The sequence below is a fragment of the Rhizobium sp. NFR03 genome, from assembly GCF_900111275.1.
GTDB lineage: Bacteria > Pseudomonadota > Alphaproteobacteria > Rhizobiales > Rhizobiaceae > Ferranicluibacter.
Window position 1 is genome coordinate 233,260 of record NZ_FOGR01000004.1, and the last position, 16,038, is coordinate 249,297.

Annotated in this window: 11 protein-coding genes; 7 read left to right on the forward strand and 4 right to left on the reverse strand. The window is 62.6% G+C overall.

The window, feature by feature from the left end:
- Positions 1–14: 14 nt before the first annotated feature.
- The 3 genes from bcsA (at position 15) to BSG19_RS14315 (ending at position 7,172) form a co-directional block, all read left to right on the forward strand.
- The gene (gene bcsA / locus BSG19_RS14305; protein WP_092988701.1) at positions 15–2,210 is read left to right on the forward strand and encodes a UDP-forming cellulose synthase catalytic subunit; all 2,196 of its coding nucleotides are present in this window, start codon (positions 15–17) and stop codon (positions 2,208–2,210) included.
- Positions 2,207–4,687 carry a cellulose biosynthesis cyclic di-GMP-binding regulatory protein BcsB gene (locus BSG19_RS14310; protein ID WP_092988702.1) on the forward strand — a complete coding sequence of 827 codons (2,481 nt, stop codon included), beginning with the start codon at positions 2,207–2,209 and terminating at the stop codon, positions 4,685–4,687. The genes bcsA and BSG19_RS14310 overlap by 4 nt, the downstream gene beginning before the upstream one ends.
- 118 nt (positions 4,688–4,805) lie before the next feature.
- Positions 4,806–7,172: a tetratricopeptide repeat protein gene (locus tag BSG19_RS14315; protein ID WP_092988703.1), complete on the forward strand. Its 2,367-nt coding sequence runs from the start codon at positions 4,806–4,808 to the stop codon at positions 7,170–7,172.
- Positions 7,173–7,199: 27 nt separating this feature from the next.
- Here BSG19_RS14315 and BSG19_RS14320 read toward each other — a convergent pair whose 3' ends face one another.
- From BSG19_RS14320 to BSG19_RS14330, 3 genes are all read right to left on the reverse strand, one after another.
- Positions 7,200–8,984 (reverse strand): glycoside hydrolase family 15 protein, encoded by a 1,785-nt coding sequence (locus tag BSG19_RS14320; RefSeq protein WP_092988704.1) that lies wholly within the window; start codon positions 8,982–8,984, stop codon positions 7,200–7,202.
- Positions 8,985–9,207: 223 nt separating this feature from the next.
- Complete coding sequence (locus tag BSG19_RS14325; RefSeq protein ID WP_092988705.1) at positions 9,208–9,915, reverse strand: L,D-transpeptidase; 708 nt, start codon at positions 9,913–9,915, stop codon at positions 9,208–9,210.
- Between the two features lie 148 nt (positions 9,916–10,063).
- Positions 10,064–10,513 carry a response regulator gene (locus BSG19_RS14330; protein WP_092988706.1) on the reverse strand — a complete coding sequence of 150 codons (450 nt, stop codon included), beginning with the start codon at positions 10,511–10,513 and terminating at the stop codon, positions 10,064–10,066.
- A gap of 303 nt (positions 10,514–10,816) precedes the next feature.
- On the opposite strand from BSG19_RS14330, the gene ugpB reads away from it, so the two are divergent.
- The 4 genes from ugpB to BSG19_RS14350 all read left to right on the forward strand — a co-directional run bounded on the left by ugpB (position 10,817) and on the right by BSG19_RS14350 (position 15,001).
- Positions 10,817–12,139, forward strand: a complete 1,323-nt coding sequence (gene ugpB, locus BSG19_RS14335) for a sn-glycerol-3-phosphate ABC transporter substrate-binding protein UgpB (RefSeq protein WP_092988707.1) — start codon at positions 10,817–10,819, stop codon at positions 12,137–12,139.
- A 73-nt stretch (positions 12,140–12,212) separates the two neighbouring features.
- A complete protein-coding gene (ugpA, locus tag BSG19_RS14340) occupies positions 12,213–13,094 on the forward strand; it encodes a sn-glycerol-3-phosphate ABC transporter permease UgpA (protein ID WP_092988708.1) in 882 nt (293 codons plus the stop codon).
- Between the two features lie 9 nt (positions 13,095–13,103).
- A complete protein-coding gene (gene ugpE, locus BSG19_RS14345; RefSeq protein WP_092988709.1) occupies positions 13,104–13,952 on the forward strand; it encodes a sn-glycerol-3-phosphate ABC transporter permease UgpE in 849 nt (282 codons plus the stop codon).
- Entirely contained in the window at positions 13,952–15,001 is a 1,050-nt protein-coding gene (locus BSG19_RS14350; protein ID WP_092988710.1) for a sn-glycerol-3-phosphate import ATP-binding protein UgpC, read from the forward strand. Before ugpE ends, BSG19_RS14350 begins: the two co-directional genes overlap by 1 nt.
- Positions 15,002–15,009: 8 nt before the next feature.
- Here the strand turns inward: BSG19_RS14350 and BSG19_RS14355 are convergent, their stop codons facing one another.
- Complete coding sequence (locus BSG19_RS14355; protein ID WP_092989077.1) at positions 15,010–15,663, reverse strand: GntR family transcriptional regulator; 654 nt, start codon at positions 15,661–15,663, stop codon at positions 15,010–15,012.
- Between the last annotated feature and the right edge of the window lie 375 nt (positions 15,664–16,038).

The window sequence follows — 16,038 nt, forward strand, 5'->3', positions numbered from 1 at the left end:
AGGAAATTAGGGTCATGGTCAAGGCGCTCATCGTCATTGCATGGATCTGCATGTCGATCGTCATCGTGGCGATCACGACTCTACCCGTAAGCCTCCAGACGCATCTGGTTGCCGCCTTCCTCTGCATGGCGCTTCTCGCCGTGCTGAAGGTGCTGAAGGCCGAAGGCAACTGGCGCCTGATCGGGCTTGGCTTCGGCACGGCCATCGTTCTGCGCTACGTCTACTGGCGGACCACCAGCACGCTGCCGCCGGTCAACCAGCTTGAGAACTTCATTCCCGGCTTCCTGCTGTATCTCGCCGAGATGTACAGCGTGGCGATGCTGGCGCTCAGCCTTTTCATCGTCTCCATGCCGCTTCCGCCGAACCGGCCCCGCCCGGGCTCGCCCGATTACGCGCCGTCGGTCGATGTCTTCATCCCGACCTACAACGAAGACGCGGATATGCTGGCCAACACGCTCGCCGCCGCCAAGAATATGGATTACCCGCCGGAGAAGCTGACGGTCTGGCTCCTCGACGACGGCGGCACCCTGCAAAAGCGGAATTCTGCCAGCATTCCGGACGCGCAGGCCGCCCAGAATCGCCACGACGAGCTCCAGGAGCTTTGCCGAAACCTCGACGCCAACTATCTCACGCGTGACCGCAACGAACATGCCAAGGCCGGCAATCTCAACAACGGGTTGAACCACTCCCACGGGGACCTCATCACAGTCTTCGACGCCGACCATGCGCCGGCCCGTGACTTCCTGCGCGAGACGGTCGGTTATTTCGAAGAAGATCCGCGCCTCTTCCTCGTGCAGACCCCGCACTTCTTCCTCAATCCGGACCCGATCGAGCGCAATCTGAAGACCTTCAACACGATGCCGAGCGAGAACGAAATGTTCTACGGCATCATCCAGCGCGGTCTCGACAAGTGGAACGCCGCGTTCTTCTGCGGTTCTGCCGCCGTGCTGAACCGGCGCGCCCTTGAAGACACCAACGGCTTCAGCGGCGTCAGCATCACAGAGGACTGCGAAACGGCCCTTGCGCTTCATGCGCGCGGCTGGAACAGCGTTTACGTGGACAAGCCGCTGATTGCCGGGCTCCAGCCGGCGACTTTCGCAAGCTTCATCGGCCAGCGCAGCCGCTGGGCACAGGGCATGATGCAGATCCTCATGTTCCGCATGCCGCTGTTCAAGCGCGGTCTGAGCATGCCGCAGCGCCTTTGCTATATGTCCTCGACGCTCTTCTGGCTCTTCCCGTTTCCGCGCACCGTCTTCCTGTTCGCGCCGCTCTTCTACATCTTCTTCGATCTCGAGATCTTCGTCGGTTCCGGTGGAGAATTTCTCGCCTATACGACCACGTACATGCTCGTGAACCTGCTCATGCAGAACTATCTCTACGGCCGCTTCCGCTGGCCCTGGATTTCAGAGCTCTATGAATATGTTCAGACGGTGCATCTGTTGCCGGCAGTCATTTCAGTCATCCTCAACCCGACCAAGCCCACATTCAAGGTGACGGCAAAGGACGAGTCGATCAGCGACAACAGGCTTTCGGAGATCAGCCGGCCTTTCTTCGTCATCTTCGGCGTTCTGCTCATCGCCACCATCATGTCGCTCTACAAGCTTTATGCCGAGCCCTACAAATCCGACGTCACGCTGGTGGTTGCGGGCTGGAATTTCCTCAATCTGATCTTCGCCGGCTGCGCGCTGGGCGTGGTGTCGGAACGAAGTGAGAAGGCCGCATCAAGGCGTGTCAACGTCAAGCGCCGCTGCGAATTCCGTGTGGGAGAGCAGTGGTATCCGGGCGTCATCGAAAACGTGTCGGTCAACGGTCTTCTCGTCCACGTGTACGATCGCTCCATGCAGCCACTAACAGTGGGCGCGATGGAAGAGATCCGCGTCGAGACCTTCAGCCCGGGCGCGCCATCCTCCATACCGGTCAAGATCGTGCGCAGCGGCCGGGGCGATGGGTTCCTCCTTGTCGGCTGCACGTTTGCCCCGCGCGAACCGCAGGAACGGCGGCTGCTCGCCGACATCATCTTTGGCAATTCGGCGCAGTGGACGGAATTCCAGATGGGACGGCGGCGCAATCCCGGCCTCATCCGCGGCACGATCAGCTTTTTCGCGATTGCGCTCTTCCAGACCAATCGCGGTCTCTTCTACTTCTTCCGCAGCCTCGGCGGCGCGAAGGAAGCAACAGCCCCCGTCAAGAAGGAGGCGGCGAGACCATGAAGCCGTTCGTCATCGCCTGCACGCTCGCCCTCCTCGCACCGTCGCAGCTCCTTGCCCAGACAACGCCGTTCGATATGTCCCGCGAACGGCCGGCAACGCAGGCCCAGCCGGCACCTTCACCAGTGCCGAGCAAGCCCCAAGCTCAAACTCCGGCTCAGCCACCCGCAACGCCTCCTGAGGCTCGCCCGCAGCAACCGGCGCCCTTCCAGGTCTCACCCGGAGCGCCGGCCCGCCCGGCAGCCCAGCCCGCACAGCAAAAGCCGGCATCGCCTTCACCGTCTGCTCCTCCGCAGACCGAGGCGAAACCGCGTGCCCAGACGACTGCTGACACGGACGCACGCCGCCGCTACATCCTGCCGTTCGGCAAACTGAGCCTTTCCGGCGAGGCGGACCGACGGACATGGACGATCTATGTCACGCCCGAGCAGGCGAGTGCAGCCACAGCCATCACCATCGGCTATCAGAACTCCATCGTCGTCGCGCCGGAAGCCTCGACATTCTCCGTGGAGCTCAATGGCAGCGTCATCGGACAGGTGCCCGTCGCCTCGGCAGAGACAGTCCGCGATCTCATGCTTCCACTTCCGGAAGGCGCGCTTCAGGCGGGTGCGAACGTTGTCCGCCTTGCCACGCAACAGCGCCACCGCACCGATTGCAGCATCCAGTCGACCTACGACCTCTGGACCAATATAGACCCGAGCCGGACATACCTGACGTTTAACGCCCCCGTCGGCAATCGCTTCTCCAGCATCGACGATATCCCGGCCGTGGGCCTAGACGCCACGGGCGCAACGACCATCGACATCGTCGCGCCGGCCCTCACGAACCCCAGCCGCTCGAACATGTTGCTGCGCCTTGCGCAGGCTCTGGCGCTGCGCGTGCAGATGCCGAACCAGACGATCGCCTTCCAGTCGGCCATGCCCACGGCACCGGTGCCAGGCACGCTGACCGTTCTCGTCGGGACGCAACTGGAAATCGAGGGCCTGATCCCCGCTCTGCCGGCAGGAACCGAGGTCGGTCCAACCGTCAACTTCGCGCCGGCTGCAACGCCGGGCTTGAGCACCCTTGTCGTCACTGGCCCCACGGCGGAAGCTCTTCGGCAGGCGGTGGAAACGCTGGCCAGCCCGCTGGACGCTGCGCCGGGCACCTCGCGCACCACCTTCTCCACCAAGGCGTGGAGCACGCCGGATGCGCCGATCATCGTCGGTGATACACGCATCGCGCTCTCGCAGCTCGGCATCACCACCAGCGAATTTGGCGGTCGCCGGTTCCGGACAGAGTTCATGCTCGGCGTTCCCGCGGATTTCTACGCCAGCGCCTACGGCGATGCCGTGATCCTGCTCGATGCCGGCTATGCAGCGTCGGTCCTGCCCGGCAGCCGCATCGACGTCTATGTCAATGGCAATATTGCTACGACCACGCCCCTCTCCACGGCTGGCGGGGGTATCCTCAGCCATCTCCCGATCACCGTGACGCTGCGCCACTTCGTACCGGGCGTGAACCGCATCTCCATCGAAGCCGTGCTGTTGACGGAAGACGACGACGTCTGCGCCACGGGCACGCCGGCTCAGACCACGCCGCGTTTCGCGCTCTTCGACACCACCGAATTTCACATGCCGGATTTCGCGCGGATCGACAGCAGCCCGAGCCTTGCGGCAACATCCTCGACGGGCCAGCCCTATCGCCGGGCGCAACAGCCGACAGCCCTTTATCTCGACCGCCTCGACCCCGAGACGCTCTCGGCTGCGGCAACGCTCGTCGGGCGCCTTGCGGTCGCTGCGGGAAACCCGCTTGCGCTCGAAACCGTGGCCTCTCCCGCAGCGCTCGGAGATCGCAACGCGCTGATCGTCGGCACCATGTCACAGCTTCCCCCGCCATTGCTGACGCAGATGCAGATCGGCGCGGCGCCGGCAAACTGGGGCACGCACCATACCGGCCGGCAGGCGGACGGCGACAGCGGCACCCTGTTTGAGGAATGGCGCGAGAAGGTTTCCGGCGGCAGCTGGCTTGGTCAGGGATCGCGGCTCGAAGCCTGGCTGAAGAGCGACCTCGACCTATCCATGGATTCGCTGCGCTTCCTGCCCGGCAAGGAAGAGGATTTCTCTCCGGCAGATGACGTCAGCTTCATGATCGCCCAGGGTCGCAGCCCGTCCGGCGCGGGAACATGGACGCTTGCGACCGGACCGACGCCTGCAAGCCTCCAGACCGGCATGAGCGCGATGGTGCAGGAAGCGCGCTGGAATGGCCTTGAAGGCCGGATCACGACCTTTGATGAGGCGACCGGGAACGTCGCGATGGTGCCGGTGCACGACCTGCATCTGAACCCGACGCAACCTTTCTCGATCGCGAACTGGCGCCTGATCGCAGCGAACTGGCTGTCGACCAACATCCTCTTCTTCGCCGTGATGTTCATCGCCGGCTTCGCCCTTCTCGGCATTATCACCACGCTGATGCTGCGCCTGCTGGGACGTAGTCGATGAGAGCGACAAACGGACAGACACGTGGGCAGAGCCCGACACGATCCGCCCTGCCGGGCTTTGCATCGACGCGCGCCCGCCGAGCGTCCCTCCTTCCTCGGACTGTTTACCGGGAGTTCCCATGACAACCGCCCGCATCCTGCTTTTCTCGACGCTGGCCGCAGCAACCGCGACAGCGGCCTATTATGGCTCCGACTGGCTGCCCGAGAGGGAACTGACGACCGGTACGATCGTCGCACCGCCCGCCGTGGACGAGAAGGGCAACCGGTTGAGTCTGATCCCGCCCGGCCCGGCCATGCGCCATGGCGACCGGCGAATGGCCGACCCGTCGCAGGCGCTTCCGCCGGCAGTCCCTGCAGCCGACAGCGAGGCCGCCGCACCGGATGCGTCCGTCGAAGCGCTGGACAAGCCGTCTGCGGACAGCGCCATCGAAAGCGTGGAACCTGTCGTCAAGGCGCAGCTGCAACCTCAGACGCCGGCGTCGCCGCCCGCACAAACGCAACCGGCTCCGCAGAAACCAACTGTTGATGAAGGCGCTCTGCGCTATTTCGCTCGACTGGGCGATACCGTGCGCCTCCAGGCAGAGATCGCGCGATTGCGCACGCTCTACCCCGACTGGGAACCCCCGGTGGATCCGCTCGCCGTGCCGCAAAATGTCGATACGCAGCTCGAAGCCATGTGGGCGCTTTATGGACAGACGCGTTATGACGAAGTCCGCAAGGCCATCACCGAGCGCCAGTCGCGCGAACCCGGCTGGCAGCCGCCGGAAAACCTTCTTTCGATGCTCGCGCTCGGCGAAGCGCGTCAGCGTCTGGTCAACGCTTCGAACCTCCAGCAATTTCCGGTCGTCGTTGATGTCGCGGCGGAAACACCGCAGCTTCTCGTGTGCAGCGAAATCGATATTCTCTGGCGCCTCGCCGAAGCCTTTGCAAAAACCGACCGGCAGCAGCGCGCGCTGGATGCCTATACCTATGTCCTCTCCAGTTGCACCGAAGGGCCCGACCGGCTGGCGACCTTGCAGAAGGCGGCTTCCCTGCTGCCGCGCCCGATGGTCGAGCAGCTCCTGGCGCAGGAAAAGACCGATCCTTCCGGCAAGGGCGAGTTCGAGCCGGTGAAGGACGATCTGGCCCGCCAGTTCGTTGCCGCCGCCGGCGAAGACCCGAAGCTGGTCGTCCCCCCAGCCTACCTGAACCGGCTGGAGCGCGTTGCCGAGGCGGACGGGAAAGCGTCCGATGCTCTGCTGCTTGGCTGGTACTACGTGCGCCGCAACGGTGCCGAACGGGCGGAGACCTGGTTTCGGCGGGCGCGGACAGCAGAGGACTCGGCGGTAGCGTCGCAGGGCCTCGCGCTGACGCTGATCGCACGCAACAATCCGAAGGAGGCCGAAGCCGTTCTCTATCCGTGGCGCGATACCTCGGATGATACGCGCGACACCTATCTCGCGGCGGCGTCCAACCTGCTCGCTCTCGATCCGCCCATCGTGATCGAAGCGGACGTGCTGCAACGTATGGCACAGGAGGCGATGCGCGCCCGTAGTTCCGACGTCGCCCAACAGTTCGGCTGGTATGCCCGCGCCTTCGAACAGCCGCAGCTTGCGCTTCAATGGTTCTCGACATCGCTGACGTGGAAGCCGGACACGGAAGCCTCGGCCTATGGTCTTGCGATCACCGCAAACCAGCTGGGTATGACGAACGATGTTGCGCGTATTCAGAAACAGTGGGCCGGCCGCTCCCCGCGCATCGCCCTGCTCGGCGAGGAGGATGATCAAGCGCAGGTGCCGCAACGCGTGCAGGCCGGAGCCGCTGTCGATCAACCCGTGCGCCAGCCATCCCGCTCGACGGCACGCCAGCCTGTGCAAACCGTATCGGCACAAACAGGCGTCGCGCCGGCGGAGCCGGTTCGCCAGCGTCCCGCACGCACCGCCGCACCCAGCCGTAACGCCGCAGCGCCGGCGTCGGGCCGGGGTTGCAGCACCTTCACGGACCCATCCGGTCTGTCCGCCGGCGAAGCCCTGCGGCGCGGCTGGTGCCTTATGGAGTTGAACCGGCCGCTTGAGGCCGTTCGCAATTTCGACGCGGCCATCCGCACCGGAGACACGCGTATCCGCAGCGAAGCCGCTTACGGGCAGAGCCTCGCCTACCTCCGTCAGGGCCTGACCGACAAGGCCTCCGTGGCTGCGACACGCGGGCCGATGGACGCGCAGAAAGCATCGGAAATTCAGGTAGCGCTTCTCTCGAACCGCGCGCTGATCGCCTTCGACCAGAAGCGGTTCTCGGAGGCGCTGGTGCTGCTCGACCGCCGCGCGCAGCTGGCATCCGAACGCATCGACCTGATGGTGATCCGGGGATATGCGTATCTGGGGCTCAAGCGCTTCGACCAGGCGATCCGCACCTTCGAGACTCTGGCCGCAACAGGCAATCAGGACGCCATTCGAGGGCTGGCCAATGCCCGGGCGGCAACGCCGGCCGCGTTGGAAACACAGAACTGATAGCCACCTGGAGATAGGGCGTCCTTCTCAGCTGTTCTCCTGAATGGAGAAGATGGCGTGCAGCAGAGCGAGATGGCTGAGGCCTTGGGGCAGATTCCCGAGGCCTTCGCCGGTTTTCGGATCGACCATTTCGTTCAGAATACCGAAGTTGTTCCCAAGAACGGCGAGCAGATCCTTCAAACGTTTCTCGGCCTGCGGCACGTCGTCGAGAAAAGCATAGGCTTCCACAAGCCAGCAACTGCACGCAACGAACGCGCCTTCCTCAATCTCCACGCCGCTATACCGATAGACGAGCGGGCCGACTGCAAGCTCCGCTTCGATCGCATCACGGGTCTTGGCCAGCCGCCCGTCATGCTCGAAGCCAAAGCGCGTGGTCAGTAGAAGAGCCGCATCGAGACGATCGGTGCCGGCGTAGAACGTGTAGGCCTGCCGGGCCTCCGACCAGCAATGCTCGTCGATCCACGCCTTGATACGGTCACGTGTACGCGCCCAGTGGTCGCGGTTGCGCCCATCGATATGGCTGTTTTCAGAAAGCTCGACAGCCCTGTCGAGCGCCAGCCAGCAACCGATCTTGGAGAAGGTGTAGTGCTGGCGGTCTTCGAGCTCCCAGATTCCGGCGTCTTTCTCCTGCCAACGCTCACAGCATTGGTCGGCTAGATGCTCCAGCAGGCGCGCCGCTGTCGGATCGAGCACATGACCCATACGCGCGAAAAGTGCCGCTGTTTCCAGAATATCGCCATAGCAGCTGAGCTGCACCTGATGCCGGGCACGGTTTCCGACCCGCACGGGCGTCGAACCCTTGTAGCCCGGCACGTCCACGATGCGCTCGGCGGGTACGACCTTGCCATCGAGCGTGTAGACCACCTTCGGCTCCGGGCCGTCGCCGACCAGCGTTCGGACGATCCAGCCAAATGCCGCGATCGCCTCGGACAGGCCGCCGGCCCGGAGCAGCGCCTTGATCGTATAGGCGGCATCCCGCAGCCACGCGTAACGGTAATCGTAATTCTTGTCGCCGCCGATCCGCTCGGGAAGACCTGACGTTGCCGCTGCGGCGATGGCGCCGGTCTGCGAATACAGCAGGAACTTCAGCGACAGCGCGCAGCGGATGAGATCCGCTTGAAAAGGCCCGTCATAGGTCAGTCCGTGCGCCCATCGCCGCCACTCCTCATCGCTGAAATCGATCCGCCGGTCGATGTCCGCAAGATCCGGCATGGCGAGCGGTGCTCTGTCCGCCACGAGGAACGCGATGCAGGTTCGCGATCCCTCTCTCGTGACGTGACGCGCTTTCGTCTGCGCATCGTCATCATGTATCAGCTCCATGCTGTCGTCGTGGCAAAAGGTGGTGGTGAGATCGCCGACATACCGAATGGTGGCATTGGGATGCGCGATGCGCCGCACCGGCTCGTCCTTCGAAATCGGCCGAAGGACCATCTCGAACGTAACCTCGCCGGAAATCCCCTCGATGCGCCGGGCAAGCTCGCACCAGGGCAGACGTCCGGCATTGCCGCTGTTGAGCGACTCCGTCACACGCGCACGCCCGCTCTTCGTGATGAAGATCGTTTCCAGTACGTTGCTCTCAGGCAGATAGCGCCTCTCGATATGGAAGGCATCGGTGGGAGAGAGCGAGAAGTGACCGCCCTCGGCGTCGTGCAACCGGTTGAAGAGCGGTGGCGAATCCATATCCGGCGCGCACCACCAGTCGATAGCGCCATCGCCGCCGACAAGCGCGATCGAGCGCCCGTCGCCCAGTGCTGCATAGTGCTCGAGCGGGAGGAAGCCGTTGGTACGAGCAGGTGCGAGAGAGGTCAGCACGCGAGATCGCCCCTGCGAATGCAGACCGATACCGGGCTTTGGAATGTGATCGTCAGGACCCCGGGAAAAGCGTGACCGAGAGATAACGGATGAAGAGAGGGTCTTTCAGAGGCTGATACTGGTCTGTTCATATGGCGGCGGCCCTCTCCCGTACGGTCGGCATCGGGAGAGGAAGGCTCGGACGGCGGAGATGTTCCGGCCTCGTCGGACGTCGCGCTAGAAACTACTGCCGGACGACAATCCGGGCGCCTTCCGGCACGCGATCGTAGAGATCGATGATATCCTGATTGATGAAGCGCACGCAGCCAGAGGATTGCGCCTTGCCGATCGAGCGCCAATCCGGGTTTCCGTGGAGGCGGTAGAGCGTGTCCTGCCCGTTCTGGAAGATATAGAGCGCGCGAGCGCCCAGCGGATTCCTGAGGCCCGGTTCCTGGCCGCCATTGGCGATGGAGTAACGGGCGAGTTTCGGCTGGCGAGCGACCATCTCGTCGGGCGGCGTCCAGCGCGGCCATTTCTTGCGCCACTGGATCACGCCCTCGCCCTGCCAGGCAAATCCCTCCTTGCCGATGCTGACGCCGTATCGCATGGCGGTGCCGCCTTTCTCCACGAGATAGAGATAGCGGGCCTTTGTATCCACGACGACCGTGCCGGGCGCTTCACCCGTGGGGTCGATGACGCGCTGACGATAGAAGCGTTGCGGAATATTCTTGTAGGGGATTGCCGGCAGGCTGAAGCCTTCGTCCGTGCGGGCCGCGTAGATGACGGCGGGATCGGGCTGTTCCCCATCATAGGTCTTGGGCGCGATCACGTTGACGACGGGTTCGAAAAACGCGCCGATGCCTTGCGTGGAGCATCCTGTGAGAAGCGTCGCGGAGGCGACACCCGTGCATCCGAGGAAACGCCGGCGCGAAAGCGAAACGAGGGTCGTCATCTTGGGGCCTTGAAACTGGACAGGAGCGAGGCGCCTCTGTCCGAGGGAACGTCAATTGAACGTATGGAAGAGGGCAGATTCGATGAAGGCCGAGCTAAGTGAGCTCGACCCTTGTCAGAAGACTATAGCGAAGACATTGAGGAAGTCTTCAGCCGGCAAACAGCGTGAGTTCTGGCGGCACAATGGCGAGGTCGCCGCGCCTGCGAGCGATCGCGTATGTCAGCGCGCCACGCACCGCCTCCGGGCTGACGGGCTTCTTCAGGACGCCCATGGTGCCGGACACGCCCGTGCCGAGCATCTCCGGATCGGCCGTGGTAAAGATAACGGTGACATCGTGATCCTCGGCAAGGATTCGACCGATCTCGGGACCGCTCGGCCCGTCGGCAAGGTTCACGTCGACAAAGGCGATGGCAGCGAGGCCCCCGATCTGCAAGGCGTGCTTCTTGCGGCTGGCGAAGCCGACGACGCCCGCATTCAAACCTGCGGCCGAGACGGCATCTTCCAGATCGAGCGCGAGAAGAAGATGATCTTCGATGATCACGACGGGATAGTCGATGATCGGACGGTTCTGCCACCGGCGGACTGTGTTCTCGGTCATGACGCTATACCCATTCGACATTGAGACTACAGCTGAAATGACCGGCACAAGCTTTTGTTCCACATTTATTTAAATGCGAGCAATATCCTGAAGGTTAACAAAGTATTAATGCAGATCACGACTTCGACAGTGACGACTGTACTACAGTTCCGGCAAATTCGCGTGACCGTGGAAGAGGCTCGATTGGCGGTTGCCGCCCGAAGAAAAGCCCGGCATATGTAACCATATAGCGACGCTCGAGGAGGATCGTCGCATGAATGACGCGAAGCAAGCCTCTTGCTTCGCCCAACTGGGAGGACGTTCATGTTCAAGACAATCCTGAAAGCAGCGACCCTGAAGGCAACGGTGGCAGCCCTTGCTTTGTCGGCTACCGGACCCGTGGCCGCATTTGCGGCGACCGATCTGCAGTGGTGGCATGCGATGACCGGCGCGAACAACGAGGTCGTCAACCAGCTCGCCAAGGAATTCAACGAAAGCCAGAGCGAATACACCATCACGCCTGTGTTCAAGGGCACCTATCCGGAAACCCTGAACGCGGGCATCGCAGCCTTCCGCTCCAAGCAGCCGCCCGCAATCATTCAGGTGTTCGACGCCGGCAGCGGGGTGATGATGGGAGCCGAGGGCGCGATCATGCCCGCTGCCGACGTGTTGCAGAAAGGCGGCTTCACATTCGACAAGTCGCAATATCTCGCCGGCATCGCAGCCTATTATTCAAAGCCGGACGGCACGATGCTGTCGTTCCCTTACAACTCGTCCTCGCCGATCCTCTACTACAACAAGGATATCTTCGCGAAGGCTGGTCTTGACGCCGAGGCGCCGCCGAAGACATGGCCTGACGTGTTCGAGGCCGCGAGAAAGATCAAGTCGAGCGGTGCCGCTTCCTGCGGCTTGACCTCGACCTGGCTCACCTGGATCCAGACGGAGAATTTCGCCGCATGGAACAACGTCGCCTATGGCACCAACGAAAATGGCCTTGGCGGCAACGACGTGAAGCTGGAGTTCAATTCACCGCTCTTCGTGGAGCACTTCCAGTCCATCGCCGACCTCGCGAAGGAGGGCACGTTCCGCTATGGCGGCCGGACATCCGAAGCCAAGCAGCTCTTCATGTCGGGCGAATGCGCGATCCTGACGGAGTCCTCCGGCGGTCTCGGCGATATCGTCAAGTCGGGCGTGAAGTATGGTATCGGCCAGCTGCCCTACTATGAAGGCCATGGGCCACAGAACACGATCCCCGGCGGCGCGAGCCTCTGGGTCTTCGGCGGCAAGAGCGATGCGGAATATGCCGGTATCGCGCAGTTCTTCAATTTCCTGTCGCAGACCAAGATCCAGGCCCGCCTGCATCAGGTCTCCGGATACATGCCGGTGACCAACGCGGCTTACGAGGAAACCAAGACCTCCGGTTTCTACGACAAGAACCCCGGTCGCGAGACGCCGATCCTGCAAATGATGGGCAAGGCGCCGACCGAGAACTCCAAGGGTGTACGCCTCGTCAACCTTCCGCAGGTTCGCGATATCATGAACGAGGAGTTCGAAGCGATGCTGGCCGGCAAGCAGGATGCAAAGGCTGCCCTCGACAAGGCTGTGGAGCGCGGAAACGCAGCCATCGCCGAAGCCATCGGCAACTGAGCCGCAGCTGACGGTATCGCCGGCCCACCCTCTGGCCGGCGATACGCCTGACTGCCGTCCCGAGGAGCACCCGGTGCACAACGTCGCTTTTCCCAACAAGATCCTTCCCTACCTTCTGGTCGCCCCGCAGATCGTTCTCACGGTCATCTTCTTTTTCTGGCCGGCAAGCCAGGCACTCTACCAGTCCGTCATGCGCGAAGACCCGTTCGGGCTGAAGAGCGGCTTCGTCGGGCTTGCCAATTTCCGCGCCGTCTTGTCGGACCCGAACTATATCCATGCGCTTCAGGTTACCGTTGTCTTCAGCATTCTCACGGCGCTGGTCTCGATGGGCGTAGCTCTGCTGCTGGCGACCGCCGCAGACAAGGTTGTCCGCGGACAGACCTTCTATCGCACCCTGCTGATCTGGCCTTATGCCGTGGCGCCGGCCGTTGCAGGCATGCTCTGGCTCTTCATGTTCAACCCGGCCATGGGCACCTTTGCATACCTTCTGCGCAGGAACGGCTTCGGATGGGATCCGCTCCTCAACGGCGATCAGGCCATGGCGCTCGTCGTCGTCGCGGCCGCCTGGAAGCAGATCAGCTATAATTTCCTGTTTTTCGTCGCCGGGCTGCAAGCCATTCCGAAATCTCTCATCGAAGCAGCATCTATCGACGGGGCGCGCGGCGCGCGGCGGTTCTGGACGATCGTCTTCCCGCTCCTGGCGCCGACCACCTTCTTCCTGCTGGTGGTCAACACCGTCTACGCTTTCTTCGATACGTTCGGCATCATTCATTCCGTCACCGGCGGCGGGCCGGCAAAAGCGACGGAGACACTGGTCTACAAGGTCTACAATGACGGCTTCGTCAATCTGAACCTCGGCTCCTCTGCGGCCCAGTCCGTCATCCTCATGGTCATTGTGATTGCGCTGACGGCTTTCCAGTTCCGCTTCGTCGAGAAGCGCGTGCATTATGGTTGAGGCCCCGAGATGATCGAAAAACGCCCCATCGCCAATCTCGTCGGCCACGCCATTCTGATCCTCGGGATCATCGTCGTCGCCTTCCCGATCTACTATACGTTCATCGCATCCACAGCGACATCCGAGGCGATCATCCGCCCGCCCATGTCGCTGCTGCCGGGCGGGCATTTCGTCGAGAACTATACCGAAGCCATGACCGGCGGCGTCGAGCGCGTCGTTGGCGTCAGTCTGGAACGGCTGCTCTTCAACTCGTTCGTGGTGGCCGTGGCGATCGCGGTCGGCAAGATCGTCATCTCGTTCCTGTCGGCCTTCGCCATCGTCTTCTTCCGCTTTCCGTTCCGCATGGCCTTCTTCTGGATGATTTTCGTCACGCTGATGCTGCCGGTGGAGGTGCGCATTCTCCCCACCTACAAGGTCATCGTCGATCTCGGGCTCATCGATACCTATGCCGGGCTGACGCTTCCGCTGATGGCATCCGCCACCGCTACGTTCCTCTTCCGGCAGTTCTTCCTGACCATCCCGGGCGAACTCGTGGAAGCGGCGCGCATCGACAATGCCGGCCCGTTCCGCTTCATGCGCGATATCTTGCTGCCGCTGTCGAGCACCAACATCGCCGCCTTGTTCGTGATCCTGTTCATCTATGGCTGGACGCAATATCTCTGGCCGCTGCTCGTCACCAATGACGCGAAGATGAACACCGTCATCATCGGGCTGCGGCGCATGGTGGACTTCACCGACGCCTCGACGCCGTGGAACTACGTGATGGTCACGGCGATCCTTGCGATCATTCCCCCTATTCTCGTCGTGGTGCTCATGCAGCGCTGGTTCGTCAAAGGTCTCGTGGAGACGGAAAAATAATGGCCAATATCGTCCTCAACGACGTCCGCAAGAAATACGGTCCCGTCGATGCCATCAAGGGCATCTCTCTCGACATCGCCGACGGCGAGTTCCTCGTTCTCGTCGGTCCTTCGGGCTGCGGGAAATCGACATTGCTGCGCATGATCGCAGGGTTGGAAAGCATCACAGGCGGCGAGATTGCCATCGGTGGCCGGGTCGTCAATACGCTGGAGCCGTCCGAGCGTGACATCGCCATGGTGTTCCAGAACTATGCCCTGTATCCGCATATGACGGTGCGCCAGAACCTCGCCTACGGCCTGAAGAACCGCAACACGCCGCAGGCGGAGATCGACCGGCGTATCTCTGATGCCGCCAAGGCGCTGGAGATCGAAACGTTTCTGGAGCGGAAGCCCCGTCAGCTCTCCGGCGGACAGCGCCAGCGCGTGGCGATGGGCCGGGCGATCGTTCGCGAACCCGCGGCCTTCCTGTTCGATGAACCCTTGTCCAATCTCGATGCCAAGCTGCGCGTACAGATGCGCGTCGAGATCAAGCGGCTGCAGAAATCGCTGAAGACGACCAGCGTCTACGTCACGCACGACCAGATGGAGGCGATGACGCTGGCGGACCGGCTCGTCGTGCTGAACGGCGGTGTCATCGAGCAGGTGGGAACGCCGATCGAGCTTTACGAAAAGCCCGCGACCACCTTCGTCGCGACCTTCATCGGCTCACCCTCCATGAACCTGCTGCCCGGCCTCTCCAGCCAGACCTGGAGCCTTGCACCGAATATCGCCCTGCCGCAGGGCAGTGCCACGCTCGGTATCCGGCCGGAGGACCTGCACCCGGCGGAAGGCGACACCACGGCGGACGTCTTCCGGGCGGACGTGAAGGTTGCAGCCGTGGAGCTGGTCGGCGCGGAGAGCTATGTCCATGGGCACCTTACGGATGGCCAGCCGATCATCTTCCGCGTCGCCGGCCGGTCCCGCATCCTCATGGATGACATCATACCGGTCGCGGCCAGCCGGCAGGCACTGCACCTGTTCGACGAAGCAGGCCGGCGCATGGATGGCTGAAGCGCGGTTCAGGGGATACGGGAGAACGCAGCGAGGACAGTTCGCTCCGACTGGGTGAGGTAGGCCTCCAGCATGTCGGCGGCCTCCTGTGTTTTGCCGGCCTCCAGCTGTTCCAGAATGGCGGCGTTCAGATCGACATACGGCGCGTGGAGGAGCTCGGGATCGGCAAGCAGGCCGAAGCTCAAGCGAAGTTCGGCAGCGATCTGGGCGTAGAACGCGTTCAGGCGCTGGCTATCGGCCATTTCGACGATTGCTGCGTGGAACACCATGTTCTGGCTGCCCACCACGCCCCAGGCCTTCTCGCCACGCGCGATCCGCGCGGCGTCGACAGCGGCTCGCATTCGAGCGACCGCTGGATGATGCGGATAGGCCTTGGCCAGCGCCTGACATTCGATCATCCGTCGGATCCGGTAGATATCGATGATCGACGCCATGCTGGGCGTCGCGACGAACATGCCGCGATTAGGCTCGTGGCGCAGCAATCCTTCCTTCGTCAGGAGCCGAAAGGCCTCGCGCAGGGAATTCCGCGATACGGAAAAATCCGCGCTCAGGGCTGCCTCCGACAGCCGTTGTCCCGGCTTGAGTTCGCCAGCGATCAAGCGCCCCCGGATCTCCTCCGCCAGCCTTGGCGCCAACGCCGATATCGTGTCCTGCTCTGCCATCGAAACCTGCCCTCGACGCGCCTCCCGTTCGGGCACACCACGGTCGAAGCGATATCGCGCTTCGGGCATAAGGGAAACCTCCCGGTGATCGATGAGGGACACCGTTCTCTTCGATTTCAACAGTTGCGGACGTGTCCCCTTTGACTGCCGGACCAGGAAGCCGTCGCGAGCGCCCAAAATATGAGCGAGCTCCATGATTCAGCGCCTTTTCCCTCGGCACAATGCAAAGCAATTATACAGTCTGGTAGAACGATAGAACAAAATCGTTGAACGATATTGACAGGATCGTGAAACAGCGCGACGCTGCCGTCATAAACAACCGCACACCGCAGGATTTGCGGAGAAGCGGCAAACAAAGAGGGTAACATGGCAGAT